The organism is Sphingomonas zeicaulis, assembly GCF_050433225.1.
In the GTDB taxonomy this organism is placed as follows: domain Bacteria; phylum Pseudomonadota; class Alphaproteobacteria; order Sphingomonadales; family Sphingomonadaceae; genus Sphingomonas_D; species Sphingomonas_D zeicaulis.
In genome coordinates this window covers 102,716-120,231 of record NZ_JBNPXQ010000002.1, presented here as the reverse complement: position 1 = coordinate 120,231, position 17,516 = coordinate 102,716, and the positions used below count along the sequence as shown (strand labels likewise).

The window sequence follows — 17,516 nt, the reverse complement described above, 5'->3', positions numbered from 1 at the left end:
TCGGACTCGATCGTCTCCACCGCCTTGTGCACCCTGGGCTTCTGCGCTCTCCCGTCCCATCCGCTGACGAGGATAATGGATTCTACGCTGCCAGCCTTGTCGCACGGGCGAACAAACCGGCCAGTGCGGGGAGCGCCTCGAGCAACGCGACCCCCGGCACCGCCAATGCCGGTCGTTCGCACAATTGCTTGAGCCATTCGGCCACCGCGAGCGGCCGCCGCAGCGACGCCGCGAAACGCCGCTGATAGGCCACCGCCTCCGCAGCACCGCCCTGCGCCCAGGCCGCCGCGGCAACGCTGCCGCTGGCGAGCGCGATATCGATGCCCTCACCGGCCAGTGAGGGGATCACCGCGGCCTGGTCGCCCAGCCGGAACAGACCGGCGACCCCGAACTGCGCGCGCCAGCCATAGGGCACCGCCGCTACCGCGTCCGGATTGGCGGTGGACGCGCCAGCGATGCGATCGGCTAGTTCGGGCAGTGTCTCGGCGAGATGCGCGAACAGCGCCGCCGGCCCGCCGCCGGCCTCGGCGAGCAGCGACTTGTGCAGCGCCAGGCAGAGGTTGCCGCTGCCATCCTCCTGACGAACGAGCCCGGCATAGCCACGATCGAACAGATGCAGTTCCACCGCATCGCCCACCATTCGTTCCAGCCGCGGGGTAGCGGGCAGCCGGATGCGTAGGCCCAGCCAAGGGTCGTCCGCCGTTCGCGCGTCGCGGCCATGACCGCGCAGCTCATGTTTGCCGGTGGCGAGGAACAGGGAATCGCCCGCGAGCGTCGCGCCGTCAGCCAGCCGTAACGTCCTTCCCGCCGCTTCCCGGATCGCGCAACCCAGTTCCACGCCTGCTCCGGCGCGGCGCGCCTCGGCGAGGAGCGCGGAATCAAGCCGGTGGCGCGACACCCCCATCGCCGCGCCGGGCAGCCGGCTCTCGGCGCTGCGTCCGCCGGCGAACAACCGCACCGACCGGATGGTCGTGCCGCCCAGCGCAGCCGGATCGATGCCCAGCCCGGCCAGCCGGTCGATCGTCCGCCAGCTCAGGAAGCCACCGCACAGCGGATCGCCGGTTTCGCGCTGGCGCTCGATCAGCAGCGGCCGCACGCCGGCACGCGCCAGCGCGATGGCAGCGGCGGTGCCGGCCGGGCCGGCGCCCGCGATTAGTGCAGCCGTTCGACGCACAGCCGGAACGGAAAGGGCTTGAGGATCCGCGCCGTCCCTGGCGCCACGCCGGCTTCCGCCAGCATCGGTGGCCATTCCTCGGGGCGGTAGGATCGCGCGATCGAAAGTTGCCCGTCTGCGCGCACGATCGGGTGCCAGCGCATCAACCGGGCCAGCAGGGGATAGCCGCGATAGGCGAAATTGCTGCGCAGCAAATCGTTGACGAACCAGCCCAACGTGGCGTGGCGCTCCATATGTGCGACGAAGGCGACGAGTTGATCATGCGTCATGTGATGCGCGACGAGGCTTGAGATGATGAAGTCCGCATCCGGTCGGTCGGCATAGTCGCCGGCATGATAGTCGATCGCATAGCCTGCCGATGCCGCCTGCGCGACCGCGACGCTGTTGGTGTTGAGGTCGACGCCGTGCAGCTCCGCTTCTATGCCGCGCTTGCTCGCCCAGCGCGCGATCGTCCGCAGCATGCCGCCATCTCCGAAGCCGACATCCAGCAATGAGAAGCGCCTCAGGCCGCGTGTGGCGCGTGCGAGGAAGGCCAATGTCGGCCGCGCGGTCATGACGACGCGGTTGACCTTGCCCAGGTCGGTCAGCACCGCGGCATAGACCGCCGGATCGAGGTCCGGCGCGTCCATCTGCTCCTCGGCGATGGTGCGCACGGCGAGCCCATTCATCGCGCGCGGCCGAAGCCGAACCCCTCGGCAGCCAACCCAGGCCCGAACGCCATCGCCACGCCGCTCTCGGGCGGCGCCTTTTCGCCCAGCATCCGTGCCAGCACGAACATCAATGTCGCCGAAGACATATTGCCATTGTCGGCCAGCACGCCGCGCGACGCGGCCAGCGCCTCGGGGGCGAGGTCCAGCCCGTTCTCCACCGCGTCGAGGATCGATCGGCCGCCGGCATGCACCGCCCAGCGCTCGATCGCGCCGACATCGCCGCCCGCGGTCACCGCCTGGCGGAAACCGGGATCGCGCAGCGCCTCCTGGATGCGGCTCGGCACTTCGCCCGACAGATGCATGATGAAGCCCTGGTCGCCGATCCACCAGCCGATCAGCCCCTGCGAATCGGGCAATGTGGCGGAAAAGGGCGATCCGATCGCAATGCCCTCGGGCTCGGCGGTCACCAGCGCGGCGGCGGCGCCGTCGCCGAACTGCAGCATCGCGAGCAGCGGCTCGAGCGCGTCATGCGGCTGGAGGTGGAGCGTCGACAGTTCGACGCAGACCACCAGCACGCGCGCATCGGGTTGGGATCGAACGATGTGGCGCGCGGTGCGCAGCGCGGTGATCGCGGCATAGCAGCCCATGAAGCCGATCAGCAGCCGCTCGACGCCGGGATCGAGCCCCAGCCGGCGCGCGATGATCTGGTCGATGCCGGGCGCGACGAAGCCGGTGCAGCTCGCGACGATCAGGTGGCTGATCCGCCCCAGCTTCGCCTGCTCGCCCAGCCGGGCGATCGCGGTGCAGGCGAGTTCGGGCGCCGATTCGCCATAAAGCGACATCCGCTCGGAGGTCGGCGGCAGGGTCGCATGATCATAGAATCCGCCGGGTGCCACCGGCGATCCGCCCTCCGCGGTGCGCGGCAACACCGACCAGCGGTGCGCGATCCCCGAACGGCCGACCATGCGCGAGAACAGCTTGCGCTCGCGCGGATCGCTCAGCCGCGGCGTCGCCCAGTCGACGAAGGCATGATGAATGTCATGGTCGGGCACCGCGGTGCCGATGGCGTTGATGCAGGCGGACGCAGGAGCGGGCACGCGAAGCTTTCATCAGTAAAGGCGGTGCTAGGATGGCGCAGTCGCGTGGCGTTGGGAAGATGCTGCGGCGCGGCGAGGCCAGGCTTGCCGCGCCCGCACCGGTTCAGATGCCCGAAGGATATTTGGGCTGGATGTCCACCGGGATGCCGTTCAGCCCCTCGATCACCGTCTCTGCATCGTCGTCCAGCTTGCCATAGCGGGAGAGGAACGCCTTGGTGCCGGCATAGTCGCCGGTGCCCTGCAGCCGCACAACATCGGCGATCAGCGCGGCAAGGCCGGCGCGCATCTTCGCGTTGTCGATGCGATAGCGGCGCGCTTCCTCATCCCAGACGAACGCGCCCTTTTCCTTGAGATAGCTGTATTGCATCGCCGCGCCCTGCCCATGCGCCTCGTCGATGCCGAACCGCACCGCGCGGAAGATGCCGGCGAAATAGGTCGCCCAGAGCTGCGGCTCCTCGGCGGCGGGCATCTCGCCCTTCTCCATCATGAACAGTATGTTCCACACCCCCATGATGTCGGCCTTGCCTTCTTCCAGCGCCGAATTGAGCTCCTTCAGCTCGGCGTTGACCGTGGTCTTGCGGCCGTCGACGGTGATCGAGCCCGGCCCAAGGCTGTGGGACAGCTCGTGGAACAGCGTCTCCGCTTCCATATATTTCTTCACGACCAGCCCTGCCTGATCGGGCACCAGCACCTTGCCCGCCATCGGCTGCAGGATGCGATCGAACTTGGCGCCCAGCACATTGGCGAGGATCACCTTCTTGGCACCCTTGGCCTCGCGCACCCGCTCGTCATTGGGCAGGTTGAACGCCACCGTCTGCACGCCCGGCACATTGTCGCCGCCGCCACGAATCTGCTCGGCGACGACGATCGGCGAGGCGAAGCCGCGCTGGAAATTCTTGAAGCGCTCCTCCACCGGCAGGTTCGCTTCCATGTCGCGCAGGTAGCGCTTGTACTTGTCCAGCGCCGCGCTCTCTTCCGGATTCTTGATCGTCAGGAAGCTCTCGAACGCGGTCTTCGCGCCATAGAGCTTGTCGGTATAGACTTCGTACGGCCCGATCGCGATCTCGATCGGCGTGCCGCTCAGGTCCATCCACGCCAGCTCGGACTCATAATAATCATTGGTGCCGAACGCCTTGGCGCGCAGGCTCAGGAAGCGCTTGAGGCTGGGATTGGTGGTGGTCGCCGCCGCTTCCTCCAGCAGCTTCGCCGCCGGCTCCAGCCATTCGCGATAGGCCACCGAATAGGGCACAGCGACCAGCCGGTCGCCCTCGCGCTTCACCACCGTATAGGCGTCGGTCAGCGCCGCCTTCTCGTCGGGATGCTTGGCCAGATAGGCGTCGAACTGCGCGCGGGTCAGGTCGGCGGGGTAGAAGCCGGCACCCGCCGGACGCTGCGCGCGGCCGAAAAAGGCGTGATCCTCGGCCAGCGTGTCCCACGGCCCGAAATGCAGGTCGAACATGTCGAGCAGTGCGTCGCGCTTGGGGCCGGCGGGCATCGCCGCGATCTGCGTGCGCACCTCCGGATTGGCGGCATAGGCCTGGCGCAGATAGATCTGGCTCATCAGGTCGGATGCCTTGATGAGCAGGTTGACGACCTTCTTCTCCTCGTCGCTGAGGAAGGCGGTGTCGACGTTCATGTCGATCCGCGCGATCTTCGCGCGCTGCGCAGCGATGTCGTAGCGATCGGTGGGGGTGATGGTCATCGTGTCGGTCTGGTTCGTGTCGCCGCCGCCCGAACAGGCGGCGGTGGTTGCAAGCAGCAGGGCGGCGATCAAGGTCTTGCGCATCGAGTGAGGGGTCTCGGCTGGTGAAGGTGCGGGCTGGGGGCAGCCTAACCGGCTGGTCGGCCAAGGGGAAGCCGCGCTAGTCTGCGCGCATGAACGATCCGGCCGACATGACCTATGCGCGCTACCTCGCGCTCGACACGCTGCTCGATGCGCAGCGCCCGATCTCGTCGGAAGATGATGAGATGCTGTTCATCATCATCCACCAGACCAAGGAGCTATGGCTGAAACAGACCATCGCCGAACTGTGGCGCGCCAAGGCGCTGGTGCGAAAGGGGCTTCTCCACGAAGCCTATAAGAGCCTTGCGCGCGTTTCGCGCATTCAGGCGGTGCTGACGCTGAGCTGGGATGTGCTCGCGACGATGACACCCGCCGATTATACCCGCTTCCGCGGCGTGCTCGGCGGCAGCTCGGGCTTCCAGTCGGACCAGTTCCGCACCGTCGAATTCCTGCTCGGCCTCAAGGATGCGCAGCATCTGCGCTATCAGGAGGATCGGCCGGAGGCACGGGCCGCGCTGGCGGCGGCGCTCGATGTGCCGAGCCTGTGGGACAATGCGATCGCGCAACTCGCCGCACACGGCTTCGCGGTGCCGCCCCATGCGCTGGAGCGTGATTGGCGACAGACTTACCAGCCCGATGAAGAGGTCGAGGCGGCGTGGGCCGCGGTCTATCGCGATCCCGAACGCTGGTGGGATCTCTACCAGCTGGCCGAGAAGCTGGTCGATATCGATGATGCGATGGCGACGTGGCGGCACAAGCATGTGCTCACCGTGGCGCGGGTGATCGGCGGCAAACGCGGCACCGGCGGCACCGCGGGCGTGCCCTATCTCCAGTCGACGCTAACCAAGCGCGCCTTCCCCGAACTCTGGTCGCTCAGGACCTTGCTGTGATCGCCGGCCTGGATCGGCGACAACTGTTGGCGATTGGCGGCTTCGGGCTCGGCACTATTGGCCTGGGCCTGGGGCCGGCGGTGGCTGCGGTGATGACGGTGCGGGGCTTTACCCATGGCGTCGCCAGCGGCGAGCCGGGCGGTGACTCGGTGCTGCTATGGACGCGCCACGTCGGCGACGGCGCGGATTCGACGCTCATTGCCGAAATTGCGCACGATGCCGGCTTCCGCCGCATCCTCGGCAGCGCCAAGGTGCGTACCGGCGCGTGGCGGGACTGGACGGCGAAGGCGACCATCGCCGGATTGCAGCCGGGCACCACCTATCATTATCGCTTCATCGCCGCGGACGGTTCGGTCTCGCCGACGGGGCGGACGCGGACCTTGCCCGCCGACGATGCCCGGCGCGTCACCTTCGCGGTCTTCTCCTGCGCGAATCTGCCGTTCGGCCATTTCAACGCCTATGGCCATGCCGCGGCGCGCACCGACCTCGATTTCGCGCTGCACCTCGGCGACTATTATTATGAGTATCGCCGCGGCTTCTATCCCGATCCCAAGGATGTGCTCCCCGGCCGCGTGCTGGAGCCCGCGGGCGAAGCGATCGCGCTTGCCGATTATCGCCTGCGCCACGCCTGCTACCGCGCCGACCCCGACCTCCAGGCGCTCCACGCCGCGCTGCCGATGATCGCCTCGTGGGACGATCATGAAACAGCCAACGACAGTTGGGAGGGCGGCGCGCAGAATCACGATGCGTCCGAAGGCGATTGGAGCGTGCGCAAGGCGGCGGCGATCCAGGCGTGGCGCGAATGGCTGCCGGTTTCGGAACTGCCTTGGGCCACCTATGATCTCGGCCGGCTCGGCACGCTCTACCGCACCGATACCCGGTTGGCGGCGCGATCACGACCGCCCTCCCCGCCCACCGGTGATGCCCGGGCGCTCGCGGCGTTCCGCGACGGCGCATGGATGGATCCGGCGGCGACGATGATGGGCACCGAACAGGAAGCCTGGCTTGCGGCGCGGATGCGCGGATCGATCGCGGCCGGGCGGCGCTGGCAATTGCTCGGCTCGGGCGCGATCGTCGCCAATCTGCTGATGCCCGCCAATGCCGATGGCTGGCTCGATGCCGATGCCCCTGCCTTCTATCGCGGCTCGATGGCGGCGGGGGTGGCGCTGGGCGCCGCCGGCATGCCGTTCAACATGGATGCCTGGGGTGGCTATCCGCAGGCACGCGCACGCCTGCTCGGCATGGCGCAGGCGCTGGAAGCGGATTTGATCGTGCTGTCGGGGGACAGCCACAATAGTTGGGCGTTCGATCTCGCGCAGCAGGGCAAGCCCGCCGGCGTCGAGTTCGCCGGGCACAGCGTCAGCTCGTCGGGCTATGAGACGGTGACGCGCACGATCGGCCCCGCCACCGTCGCCCGCGGCTTCGCCGGCGCGAGCCCTGAGCTGCGCTGGGCCGACCTCGCGCATCGCGGCTATATGGCGGTCGATCTCACCGCCGACCGCGCATCCTGCACCTGGATCAACATGCGCACCATCGCGGACCGCTCCCAGGCAACTGTGCCGGGCAAGACCCTGTGGGTCTCGCCCGGCCGTCGGCGACTCGAGGGTGTGTAAGGAGCGTTGCCTGAAGAGATCCGATCGGCGGGGATGCCACTTCTAATTTGCAGGCCATAGACTTCTAATCATCATAGATTCGAACTCTAAGCCGATCTCATCGCCTTAGGGCTGAAGCGGTCTCCGCCAAGATAGACACCGGGCCAGGCACGCGCCCGGCCCGGTGCGCTGATCCAGATCAGCCGAACAGCTTCGCCGCGGTCTCGGCGACGCGCTTGCCGAGGTAGCGGGCGCCGCCCAGTTCGTCCTCGCTCGGCTGGCGGCTGCCGTCGCCGCCCGCGAGGGTGGTCGCGCCATAGGGGGCGCCGCCCTTCACCACGTCGACGCCCATCTGCGCCTGATAGCCATAGTCGAGGCCGACGATGGTCATGCCGAAGTGCAGCAGGTTGGTGATGATCGAGAACAGCGTGGTCTCCTGCCCGCCATGCTGGCTGGCAGTAGAGGTGAAGGCCGCGCCGACCTTGCCGTTCAGCGCGCCGCGCGCCCACAGGCCGCCGGCCTGGTCGAGGAACGCTGCCATCTGGCTGGAAATGCGGCCGAAGCGGGTGCCGGTGCCGACGATGATCGCATCATACTGCTCCAGATCGGCGACGGTCGCGATCGGCGCATCCTGATCATATTTGAAATAGTTCGCGCGGGCGAACTCCTCCGGCACGGTCTCGGGAACGCGCTTCACGTCCACCGTGGCGCCGCCGGCGCGGGCGCCCTCGGCGACGGCGTTCGCCATCGTCTCGATATGTCCGTAGGTCGAATAATAGAGCACCAGAACCTTGGCCATCGTCAGTCTCCTGTTTCAATCGGGGTTGATGGGGTGATCGGGGGGCCGCCGCCCGTGGGGGGACGGGCGGCGGCGATCAGGGGCGCCTTTGGGGAGGGGGAGATTCGGCGCCCCGGAAGCTGGGATTGGGTCGGGTTCAGGCCGCATCCACCAGGACAACCTCGGCATCGTCGATGCCCCTGATCTCCAGCGTCGCGACATCGGTGATCGCGGCACCGTCCCGGCCGTCGATCCGCACGCCGTTGACGGTGATGCTGCCCCTGGCCGGTACCAGATACAGATGCCGCTTCGGATCGACCTCGAGCACCGCCTGTTCGCCGGCCTTCAATGTCGCCGCCATCACCCGCGCCTCGGCGCGGATCGGCAGCGCATCCTCATCATTGGCATAGCCGCTGGCGAGGGTGACGAAGCGGCCTGACCGGTCGCCCTTGGGGAAGGGACGTGCGCCCCAGCTCGGCTCGCCGCCACGACCGGCGGGTTCGATCCAGATCTGGAACAGCGTCGTCGTCTCGTCCTCCAGATTATATTCCGCGTGCCGCACGCCAGATCCGGCGGACATCACCTGCACGTCGCCCGCGGCGGTGCGGCCGACATTGCCCATCGAATCCTGATGGGTGATCGCACCCTCGCGGACATAGGTGATGATTTCCATGTCGCTGTGCGGGTGGGGCGGGAAGCCGCTCTTCGCGGCGATGCTGTCGTCGTTCCACACGCGCAACGCGCCCCAGCCCATCCGGCTGGGCTCGTAATAGCCCGCGAAGCTGAAATGGTGCGTGGCATCGAGCCAGCCATGGTCGGCATGGCCGAGGCCGGCAAAGGGTCGACGTTCGATCATGTTTCTGTCTCCTTGGCGGAGTGCGCCTTCGCGCCTTGCCGACGAAGATGGCGCTTGCTCGGTCAATAGAAAATAGAAATGATCGAAACTCATCGTTTCGATATTTGAGGGGTGTCATGCTGCCGGATCTCGAAGCCTGGGCGATCTTCGCGCGTGTGGCCGAAGCCGGGTCGTTCGCGGGCGCCGCGGCACAAACCGGGTTGTCGACCGCCACCGTCTCCAAGGCGGTGGCGCGGCTGGAGCGTCGACTGGGGGAGCGGCTGATCCACCGCACCTCGCGCCGGCTGGCGCTGACCGAGACCGGGCGGGTGCTGGTGGTGCGGGCGCAGCGCATATTGGCTGAGGGCGAGGCGGCCGAGGCCGAGGCATCCGCCGCCTCGCCGATACCGCAGGGGCTGGTCCGCCTTGCCGCGCCGATGAGCTTCGGCCTCGCGCATGTCGCACCCGCGTTGCCGGCGCTGTTCGCGCGTCATCCGTTGATCAGGATCGACCTCAGGCTCGACGACCGGATGATCGATCCCATCGCGGAAGGTGTGGATATTGTTCTGCGAATCGGCCGGCTCGCCGATTCGAGCCTGGTGGCAAGGCGGTTGAGCGACGTGCGCCTGCTGCTCGTCGGCGCGCCTCGCTATTTCGTCGATCATGGCATGCCCGCCCGCCCCGCCGATCTGGCGCAGCACCGCTGCCTGATCTACGCGAACCTGCCGCCGGTGTGGCACTTCACCGACGCGGCGGGACATGGGGAAGAGGTGCGTGTGGAGGGGCCGTTGATCGCCAACAACGCTGATGCGTTCGATTCCGCGCTCGAGGCAGGGCTGGGCCTGTCGCTGCACCCCGATTTCATGATTGGTGACCGACTCGCGCGCGGCGTGCTGGTGGAAGCGATGCCAGGCTGGCAGGGGCCACACTCGGCGCTCCACCTTCTCACCCCGCCCGGCGGGCCGCGTCCGGCGCGCGTGCAGGCGGTGGTCGATCATCTGGTGGCGCAGCTTGGCGGCTGGTCCGCGCGCCGCGCCGGTGCGACGGGGGCGGCATGAGCAAGCCCGCATCCGCCTCCGAACCCGAATCGCCGCTGCTGCGGCTTGCCGACTTCGCCCCCTATCAACTCTCGGTCACCTCCAACGCGGTCAGCCGCACAATCGCGGATAGCTATGAGGCGATGTTCGGGCTCAAGATTCCCGAATGGCGGCTGATGGCGCTGCTCGGCGAACATGGCAGCGCCACCCAGCGCGATCTCTGCCGCCTGTCGGAGATGGACAAGGTCACCGTCAGTCGCGCGGCGCAGGCGCTGGTCACGCGCGGCGTGATCGAGCGGCTGCCAAGCGCGGAGGATCGACGCTCGCACGCGCTGGCGCTGACCCGCGCGGGGCGGCGGCTTTATGCCCGGATCGTGCCCGCAGCACTGGGCATGGAGGCAGAGGTGCTCGCAGTGCTGGAGCCACGTGAAGTGGCGCTGCTCAAGGCGCTGCTCGCTCGCCTGCGCGACCGGGTGGATGCGCTTCGCGTCGATTCGAATCCCGACGCCGCGGACGAGAGCGAAGGATGAGGGCGCCGAATCGGTCGCGGGCGCCTAGCCAGCGGGGACGAGTTCGGTCGTGATCGTGCCGGATGACAGATAGGGCGTGGCGATCGCGTAGATCGACATCGTCAGGATCGTCGCCAGCGTGACTCCCATCCCCACCGCGCGCAGCCGCATCTGCGTCATCTGAGGGCGGTCGGCATCCATGCCATAGGCGTGGGCGATTCGGCCGAGGATGTAGAAGGCGCCGACAAGCCACAGCCAGATATTGGTGCCGCGCGCGAACTCGACCAATGCCAGCAGGATCAGCACCAGCGGTGTGTTCTCGATGAAATTGGCGTGGGCGCGAATCCGCCCCAGCAGCAGCGGATCGCCGCCGTCTCCTACCGAAATCTTGCGTGCGCGGCGGACCATGCTGACCCGCATTGCCAGCCAGATGGTCAGCAGGCCGGCGGCGCCGGCGATCGTCAGGCTGATCGGAAGGATCATTGCATTCCCCTTGGGCGGCCGAGGAGAACTGCCTGCCATGTCCGTCCAAAGCTTGCAACGCGGCGTGAAATCGCTATAGGCGCTCACTCGCTCGCGACGAGTCCGGCCGCCACGGCCTGCGGCCCTATTCCTGCCGCTGTATTCCATGGCGTAAAGGCGTCGTCGCTGGATATTTGCCCTGTTTAAGATGGATAAGGTGCCGAAATGGCGGTCCCGAAGAGAAAAACCTCGCCCTCCAAGCGCAACATGCGCCGCAGCCATGATGCGCTGACGGTCGAGGCGTTTCAGGAATGCCCGAACTGTGGCGAACTGAAGCGTCCGCACAATCTGTGCAACGCATGCGGGCATTATAACGGCCGCGAAGTCGTTTCGGTCGAGGGCTGAGCCGCTCGCAGTCCGTGGTGGAGTGATCGCTGGTGGTTGATTCGCCGCGGATCGCAATCGACGCGATGGGCGGCGATACCGGGCTGGCCGTGATGCTGGCCGGTGCCGAAGTCGCTTTGCGGCAGGATCGCGCGCTTCGCTTCCTGCTCGTCGGCGACGAAACGGCGATTCGCGAAGCTCTCGCGCGTCGTACCGATCTCGCCGCCGCGTCCGAAATCCTCCACGCACCCGATCGAATCACTGGTGAGGATAAGCCGAGCCAGGCGATTCGTCGCGCCAAGACGACGTCGATGGGTCTTGCCATCGACGCGGTGAAGACCGGTCGCGCGGGTGCCGCGGTTTCGGCCGGCAACACCGGTGCGCTCATGGCGATGGCCAAGCTCGCGCTCCGCATGATCAAGGGCATCGACCGCCCGGCGCTCGCCGCGCTGTTGCCGACCCTCGGCAATAACGACGTCGTGATGCTCGATCTCGGTGCCAATACCGAGTGCGATGCGCGCAACCTCATCCAGTTCGCTGTGATGGGGGCCGCTTATGCGCGCTCGGCGCTCGAACTCGAACAGCCGCGTGTCGCGTTGCTCAATATCGGCACCGAGGAGCTCAAGGGCACCGACGAGGTCCGCGATGCTGCAGCGATGCTGCGGCAGGCGGATTATCTGCCGTTGCAGTTCACCGGCTTCATCGAAGGCGATCGCATGTCGCGCGGCGAGGTCGATGTGATCGTGTGCGACGGCTTCTCGGGCAATGTTGCGCTCAAGACGATCGAGGGCACCGCGCGCTTCGTGGCGGATCTGCTGCGTCGCGCCTTCACCAGTTCGCTGCGCTCGAAGATCGGCTTCCTGATCTCGCGTCCCGCCACCGAGTTGCTGCGCCACCATCTCGATCCGAACAATCACAATGGCGCCATCTTCCTCGGCCTCAATGGATTGGTGGTGAAGAGCCATGGCAGCGCCAACGCCAATGGCGTCGCCAACGCGATCAGGCTTGCCGCACGACTGGTGCGCGACGATCTCACCCGCCGGATCAAAGAGGATCTGGCCAATTTCGATACGCACAAAGGCCCAGAGGCATTGACGGCATGACGCGACGCGCGGTGGTTCTGGGTACGGGGTCGGCGCTTCCTGCCCGGCGCATGTCGAACGACGAGGTCGCCCAGATCGTCGACACGTCCGACGAATGGATCGTCGAGCGGACCGGCATCCGCAACCGCCATGTTGCCGGTGAGGGCGAGACCACGGCCACGCTCGCGACCGATGCTGCCCGCCGCGCGATCGAGGCGGCCGGTATCGAACCCACCGATATCGACCTGATCGTGCTCGCGACCGCAACGCCGGACCAGACCTTCCCCGCTTCCGCCACCAAGGTGCAGGCCGCGCTCGGCATCAATGATTGCGTCGCGTTCGACGTGCAGGCGGTCTGCTCGGGCTTCCTCTACGCGCTGTCTGTGGTCGAAAGCATGATCCGCGCCGGATCGGCGCGACGCGCGCTGGTGATCGGCGCAGAAACCTTCAGCCGCATCCTTGACTGGGAAGATCGCGGTACCTGCGTGCTGTTCGGCGACGGCGCCGGCGCGATGGTGCTCGAGGGGCGGGATGAACCCGGTGAGCAGGGCATCATCGCGACCCGGCTACACGCCGATGGCCGCCACAACGGCCTGCTCTATGTCGATGGTGGTCCTTCCACCACCGGCACCGTCGGCAAGCTGCGCATGCAGGGCCCCAAGGTATTCATCCACGCGGTCAAGAATCTGGCGGCGGTGATGACCGAGGTGCTCGAGATCGCCGGTATCGCCGCCGAAGAAGTCGACTGGCTCGTGCCGCACCAGGCCAATGCGCGCATTCTCGTTGCAACCGCCGAGAAACTGGGGCTGCCCGCCGAAAAAGTGGTGATGACGGTGGCCGACCATGCCAACACGTCCGCGGCCTCGGTACCGCTCGCATTCGATGCCGCTGTGCGTGATGGCCGGATCCAGCGCGGACACCTGGTCGTGCTGGAGGCGATGGGCGGTGGCTTCACCTGGGGCGCGTCGGTTCTGCGCTACTGACGCCTTGCGCGCTGGTAACGCGCTCATTCATGCTATGAACTCATACCAGAAATTTCATGAATCCGGCTGTATTGCGCCTGCACAATCCAATGTTGTTACTGATCGGTACAAGTCAGGCAAAAGGCCAGCATGAAGGCCAGCGCCAGGCAAGATCTGTTCAGTCCGGTTTCTGATCGAAACCGTGATTGTCTGGTCGGGAAATGGCTTTCACCCAAGCATTTGACGCGGCTGCGCGACCCTATAATATGTCGTTTTGTTACTGAGTCCTGATTGGGGGGCTGAATGGTCGCGGGAACTTTGACGCGTGCCGATCTCGCTGAAGCGCTTCACCGTGAGGTGGGTCTTTCGAGGACTGAGTCCTCAGCGATCGTCGAGCAGATTCTCTCACACATGATCACCGCGCTGGCGAGCGGCCAGAACGTGAAGATCTCCGGGTTCGGCAGCTTCCTGCTGCGCGACAAGGGCGAACGGATCGGCCGCAATCCCAAGACCGGTGTCGAGGTGCCGATCGCGCCGCGGCGGGTGCTCACCTTCCGTGCCAGTCAGATGATGCGCGACCGGATCGTCGAGACGGGCTGATCGCGGGCATGGCGGTGACGGGCAAGACAGAGGCGGCATTTCGCACGATCGGCGAACTTTCCGCCGAACTGGGCGTACCGCAGCATGTGCTGCGCTATTGGGAAACGCGTTTCCCGCAGCTCCGCCCGCTGCAGCGTTCGGGGCGCCGCCGCTATTACCGGCCGACCGACGTCGCGCTCGTCCGTCGGATACACGCCTTGCTGCAGCAGGAAGGCTATACGATCCGCGGCGTGCAGAAATTGCTCGCCGGCCGGTCGACGCCGGCCCACCCCGAGCCGCCCGAACACGCTGGGCTCCCCGAGCGCGTCGTCGATGCGCGGGCGGCGATGCCTGCGCCGGAGGAGGCGGCGGATCTTCGCCCCGCCTTGATCGGCATTCGTGACCGGCTGGCACGGGCGCTCGCCCGCGATGCGGCCCCGGCTCAGTCCTGATCGGGGCCCAGCGCGGGATCCACGTCGCGCGGGCGGATGAAACGAGTCAGCCTGCCGCTGCGCGCCTTCACCGCCCCCCAGTCGTCGACGTCGAATGCCAGTTCGGCGACGGTCGCGGTTGGGAACTTGGCCTCCAGCACGTCGCGCAGCGGGCCGCCGCTGTCCGCCGGCGTCAACAGCAGCGCCAGATCCTCCAGCCCGGGGTTGTGCCCCACCATCAGCAGGCGCGCGCTGCTCGCCGGCGCATCATGCACCACGTCGAGCAGGGTCATGCATGAAGCGAGGTAGATGCGCTTGTCCCAAACCGGCGACATGGTGGTGCCATAGCCGTCCCAGAATTTTTCGAGTGTTTCCACGCAGCGCGCAGCGGGGGATGCCACGACATGGTCGAACTGCATGGCTTGCGCCTTCAGGTGGCGGCCCATCGTTGCGGCCGCACGCTCGCCCTTGCGGTTGAGCGGCCGGTCGAAGTCCCGCGGCACACTGTCGTCCCAGCTCGATTTGGCATGGCGCAACAGCGTCAGCGTCTTCATCACCCCTCCCCCGCAGCGGACTCGGTCACGCCATGCCCCAAAGGCGTGACGGATGAAAGGCGCGCCGCAACACGGGCGGCCGCTTCGTCGAGCGTCACCCGTGAGATCGGCACCCCGCGCGGGAAGGCAGAGAGCAGGCGGGAGGGCATTGCCGACGACAGCAGCACGAAGGTGCCGCGATCATCGGCGCGGCGGATCAGCCGGCCGAACGCCTGCGCCAGCCGCGCGCGGATCAGCCGGTCGTCGAACGCGCTGCCGCCGCCAGCGGCGCGGCGCGCGGCGTGCAGCACGGTCGGCTTGGGCCAGGGCACGCCTTCCATGATGACCTGCCGCAGCGAATGGCCCGGCACGTCCACGCCGTCGCGCAGCGCGTCGGTGCCCAGCAGCGAGGATCCGGTCTCGTCGCGGAAGATGTCGATCAATGTCGCAGTGTCGATCGGATCGACATGCTGTGCATAAAGCGGCAGCCCGTCCTGCGCGAGCCGGTCGGCGATACGGGCATGGACTGCGCGCAGTCGCCGGATCGCGGTGAACAGCCCAAGGGTGCCGCCGCCCGCCGCCGCGATCAGCTTCGCATAGGCGTGGGCGAGCTGCGCGACGTCGCCGCGCTTGATGTCGGTAACGATCAGCACCTCGGCCATGGCCGGATAGTCGAACGGACTCTCCGCCTCGAAATGCTGCGCGTTCGTTGGCAGATGGATCGCACCAGTGCGGGCGTCGGCGGTGTCCCACCCCTCAGGCCCCTTGAGCGTTGCCGAGGTCACCAGCACGCCGTGCGCGGGCTTGAGCACCAGTTCCGCAACCGGCCGTGTCGGATCGAGCCAGCGGCGGTGGATGCCGATGTCCATCTCCCGCCCCTCGAAGCGGTCGACCGCCAGCCAGTCGACGAAGTCGCGATCGGCGGGTCCGCCGACGCGGGAGAGCAGCGCCAGCCAGCCACCGACCATGTCCTGCCGCCACGTCAGGCTGGCGAGAGCGCCCTCGATGCGCGCGCGCGCCTGCCCGTCCAGCCAGTCCGGCCCCTCCTCGATCACCGCCTCCAGCCGCCGGCCGAGCTTCACGAGCGGGCGCAGCAGGGCGTCCAGCGCCTCGGCGGCGGGCTCGGCGGCGGAAACCAGAGCGCCGTCCAACTCGGCCATCTCGGTCTCGAGCCCATAGCCCGCATCGACGCCGTCGCCGCGCGCGAACACGGTGCCGCGTACTGCGGCGAGCAGATCCTCGACCGGGCCGAAGGGCGCGCCCTCGGCGATCCGCGCCAGCCAGCCATCGCCGGGCAGTGCCTGCGCGGCGCGGCCGGCATCGCTGATCGCCATCGCCCCCTCGGCGTCATAGCTGGCGACGTCGGAAAGGCGCGCGGCAAGCCCGCGCCGCCGCCCCCGCGCGCGTGACTCGGGCCCCAGCACCCAGCGGCGCAGCTCGATCGCCTCCTGCCCGGACAGCGCCGTCGCAAACATCGAATCGGCGGCGTCGAACAGATGATGCCCTTCGTCGAACACGATGCGCTGCGGGCGGTTCGCCGCCTCGCGCCCGCGCGCGGCGTTGACCATCACCAGCGCATGGTTGGCGACGACGATGTCGGCATGCGCGCTGGCCCGTGCGGCATGCTCGATGAAGCATTTCCGGTAATGCGGGCAGCCGGCATAGACGCACTCGCCGCGGCGATCGGTCAGCGCGGTCGATCCCGCGCGGCGGAACAAGGCGGGCAGCCAGCCTGGCAGGTCGCCGCCCACCATGTCGCCATCGCGGGTGAAGGCGGCCCAGCGCGCGACGAGGTGCGCGAGGATCGCCGCACGCCCTTGGAAACCGCCCTGCAGCGCATCCTCCAGATTGAGCAGGCAGAGATAATTCTCGCGTCCCTTGCGCACCACCGCGCGCCGCTTGCGCACAGCCGGGTCGGGGAACAGCCGCACCAGCTCGCGGTCGAGCTGGCGCTGCAGCGCCTTGGTGTAGGTCGAGATCCACACCGGGCCATCCGCCCGCTCCGCCCACAGCGACGCGGGGGCGAGATAGCCCAATGTCTTGCCGATGCCCGTTCCCGCCTCGGCAAGCAGCATATTGGGGGCGTCACGGGTCTGTCGGGGCGCAAAGGCGGTGGTGGCGGCGCGGGCGAAGTCCTGTTGGCCGGATCGTTGCTCGGCGCCGGCGCCGGTCAGCAGAGCCAGCCGTGTTGCGGCATCCTCCGGCTCGACCGCCACAGTGCGCGGCTGCGCGCGGGGGGCGCCCTCCTCCCATTCGGGCAGGCGCGAGAACAGCCAGCGTTCGGCATCTTTCGGGCGTGGGATGCGCGGGGCAAGCGCAGCCGCCCATGGCCAGCGCAGCCGACCCAGTGTCTGCGCGGATGTCCAGGCGCCCTCGCGCTCCGGCCAGTCCTTGCGCTCGACCTGCGCGAACAGGGCTTGCGTGATCGCGATCAAGGTCGCGGCGGCATCGGCATCGCTGGCCGGCGGCTCCACCCCCAGCGCGCGCGCCAAGCCGCGCGGCGTCGGCACCGCGAACCGCGCCGGATACACGAAGGCGAACAGCTCCAGCAGGTCGAGCCCAGACAGGTCGGGATAGCCCAGCCGCTGCCCGATGAGCGGTGCGTTGAGCAGGATCATTGGCGTCTCGGCGGCGCGCGCGATCGCCTCGCCGCGGCCAATGCGCCGGGTGTCGCCCTCCGACGTGGCGATCCAGATGCCGCCATGGCTGGCGTGCAATGCGGCCCAAGGCAGCGTCAT

General features: G+C 67.7%; 18 protein-coding genes. 9 read left to right on the top strand and 9 right to left on the bottom strand.

Annotated features, from left to right (window positions below; all coding sequences use genetic code 11):
* Positions 1 to 82: 82 nt before the first annotated feature.
* From FHS96_RS09690 to FHS96_RS09675, 4 genes are all read right to left on the bottom strand, one after another.
* Entirely contained in the window at positions 83 to 1,174 is a 1,092-nt protein-coding gene (locus FHS96_RS09690) for an NAD(P)/FAD-dependent oxidoreductase (RefSeq protein WP_429590059.1), read from the bottom strand.
* Positions 1,153 to 1,842 (bottom strand): methyltransferase domain-containing protein, encoded by a 690-nt coding sequence (locus tag FHS96_RS09685; RefSeq protein ID WP_429590056.1) that lies wholly within the window; start codon positions 1,840 to 1,842, stop codon positions 1,153 to 1,155. The genes FHS96_RS09690 and FHS96_RS09685 overlap by 22 nt, the downstream gene beginning before the upstream one ends.
* Positions 1,839 to 2,921 carry a type III polyketide synthase gene (locus FHS96_RS09680; protein ID WP_429590053.1) on the bottom strand — a complete coding sequence of 361 codons (1,083 nt, stop codon included), beginning with the start codon at positions 2,919 to 2,921 and terminating at the stop codon, positions 1,839 to 1,841. The genes FHS96_RS09685 and FHS96_RS09680 overlap by 4 nt, the downstream gene beginning before the upstream one ends.
* Before the next feature lie 103 nt (positions 2,922 to 3,024).
* The gene (locus FHS96_RS09675) at positions 3,025 to 4,707 is read right to left on the bottom strand and encodes a dipeptidyl-peptidase 3 family protein (RefSeq protein ID WP_429590049.1); all 1,683 of its coding nucleotides are present in this window, start codon (positions 4,705 to 4,707) and stop codon (positions 3,025 to 3,027) included.
* Positions 4,708 to 4,796: 89 nt separating this feature from the next.
* Between FHS96_RS09675 and FHS96_RS09670 the strand changes: the two genes are divergently transcribed.
* Positions 4,797 to 5,594, top strand: coding sequence for a tryptophan 2,3-dioxygenase (locus tag FHS96_RS09670; protein WP_429590047.1), 798 nt, complete (start codon positions 4,797 to 4,799; stop codon positions 5,592 to 5,594).
* Positions 5,591 to 7,207: an alkaline phosphatase D family protein gene (locus tag FHS96_RS09665; protein WP_429590044.1), complete on the top strand. Its 1,617-nt coding sequence runs from the start codon at positions 5,591 to 5,593 to the stop codon at positions 7,205 to 7,207. The genes FHS96_RS09670 and FHS96_RS09665 overlap by 4 nt, the downstream gene beginning before the upstream one ends.
* 178 nt (positions 7,208 to 7,385) lie before the next feature.
* Here FHS96_RS09665 and wrbA read toward each other — a convergent pair whose 3' ends face one another.
* Positions 7,386 to 7,985: an NAD(P)H:quinone oxidoreductase gene (wrbA, locus tag FHS96_RS09660; RefSeq protein ID WP_429590041.1), complete on the bottom strand. Its 600-nt coding sequence runs from the start codon at positions 7,983 to 7,985 to the stop codon at positions 7,386 to 7,388.
* A 136-nt stretch (positions 7,986 to 8,121) separates the two neighbouring features.
* The gene (locus FHS96_RS09655; RefSeq protein ID WP_429590038.1) at positions 8,122 to 8,820 is read right to left on the bottom strand and encodes a pirin family protein; all 699 of its coding nucleotides are present in this window, start codon (positions 8,818 to 8,820) and stop codon (positions 8,122 to 8,124) included.
* A gap of 116 nt (positions 8,821 to 8,936) precedes the next feature.
* On the opposite strand from FHS96_RS09655, the gene FHS96_RS09650 reads away from it, so the two are divergent.
* Positions 8,937 to 9,857 carry a LysR family transcriptional regulator gene (locus tag FHS96_RS09650; RefSeq protein ID WP_429590035.1) on the top strand — a complete coding sequence of 307 codons (921 nt, stop codon included), beginning with the start codon at positions 8,937 to 8,939 and terminating at the stop codon, positions 9,855 to 9,857.
* A complete protein-coding gene (locus tag FHS96_RS09645) occupies positions 9,854 to 10,366 on the top strand; it encodes a MarR family winged helix-turn-helix transcriptional regulator (protein ID WP_429590032.1) in 513 nt (170 codons plus the stop codon). Before FHS96_RS09650 ends, FHS96_RS09645 begins: the two co-directional genes overlap by 4 nt.
* A gap of 24 nt (positions 10,367 to 10,390) precedes the next feature.
* On the opposite strand, the gene FHS96_RS09640 is transcribed toward FHS96_RS09645, so the two are convergent.
* Positions 10,391 to 10,828, bottom strand: coding sequence for an MAPEG family protein (locus FHS96_RS09640; protein WP_429590030.1), 438 nt, complete (start codon positions 10,826 to 10,828; stop codon positions 10,391 to 10,393).
* Between the two features lie 204 nt (positions 10,829 to 11,032).
* Between FHS96_RS09640 and rpmF the strand changes: the two genes are divergently transcribed.
* From rpmF to FHS96_RS09615, 5 genes are all read left to right on the top strand, one after another.
* Positions 11,033 to 11,212 carry a 50S ribosomal protein L32 gene (gene rpmF, locus FHS96_RS09635; RefSeq protein ID WP_429590027.1) on the top strand — a complete coding sequence of 60 codons (180 nt, stop codon included), beginning with the start codon at positions 11,033 to 11,035 and terminating at the stop codon, positions 11,210 to 11,212.
* A 32-nt stretch (positions 11,213 to 11,244) separates the two neighbouring features.
* Positions 11,245 to 12,294, top strand: coding sequence for a phosphate acyltransferase PlsX (gene plsX / locus FHS96_RS09630; RefSeq protein ID WP_429590024.1), 1,050 nt, complete (start codon positions 11,245 to 11,247; stop codon positions 12,292 to 12,294).
* A complete protein-coding gene (locus FHS96_RS09625; RefSeq protein WP_429590021.1) occupies positions 12,291 to 13,256 on the top strand; it encodes a beta-ketoacyl-ACP synthase III in 966 nt (321 codons plus the stop codon). The genes plsX and FHS96_RS09625 overlap by 4 nt, the downstream gene beginning before the upstream one ends.
* A 282-nt stretch (positions 13,257 to 13,538) precedes the next feature.
* On the top strand, positions 13,539 to 13,835 hold the full coding sequence (locus FHS96_RS09620) for an integration host factor subunit alpha (RefSeq protein ID WP_429590018.1): 297 nt from the start codon (positions 13,539 to 13,541) through the stop codon (positions 13,833 to 13,835).
* An 8-nt stretch (positions 13,836 to 13,843) separates the two neighbouring features.
* Entirely contained in the window at positions 13,844 to 14,266 is a 423-nt protein-coding gene (locus FHS96_RS09615) for a MerR family transcriptional regulator (protein ID WP_429590015.1), read from the top strand.
* On the opposite strand, the gene FHS96_RS09610 is transcribed toward FHS96_RS09615, so the two are convergent.
* Both FHS96_RS09610 and FHS96_RS09605 read right to left on the bottom strand, forming a co-directional pair.
* Entirely contained in the window at positions 14,257 to 14,799 is a 543-nt protein-coding gene (locus FHS96_RS09610; protein ID WP_429590012.1) for a SixA phosphatase family protein, read from the bottom strand. The two genes, FHS96_RS09615 and FHS96_RS09610, sit on opposite strands and share 10 nt — an antisense overlap.
* Positions 14,799 to 17,516, bottom strand: coding sequence for an ATP-dependent DNA helicase (locus FHS96_RS09605; RefSeq protein ID WP_429590010.1), 2,718 nt, complete (start codon positions 17,514 to 17,516; stop codon positions 14,799 to 14,801). Before FHS96_RS09605 ends, FHS96_RS09610 begins: the two co-directional genes overlap by 1 nt.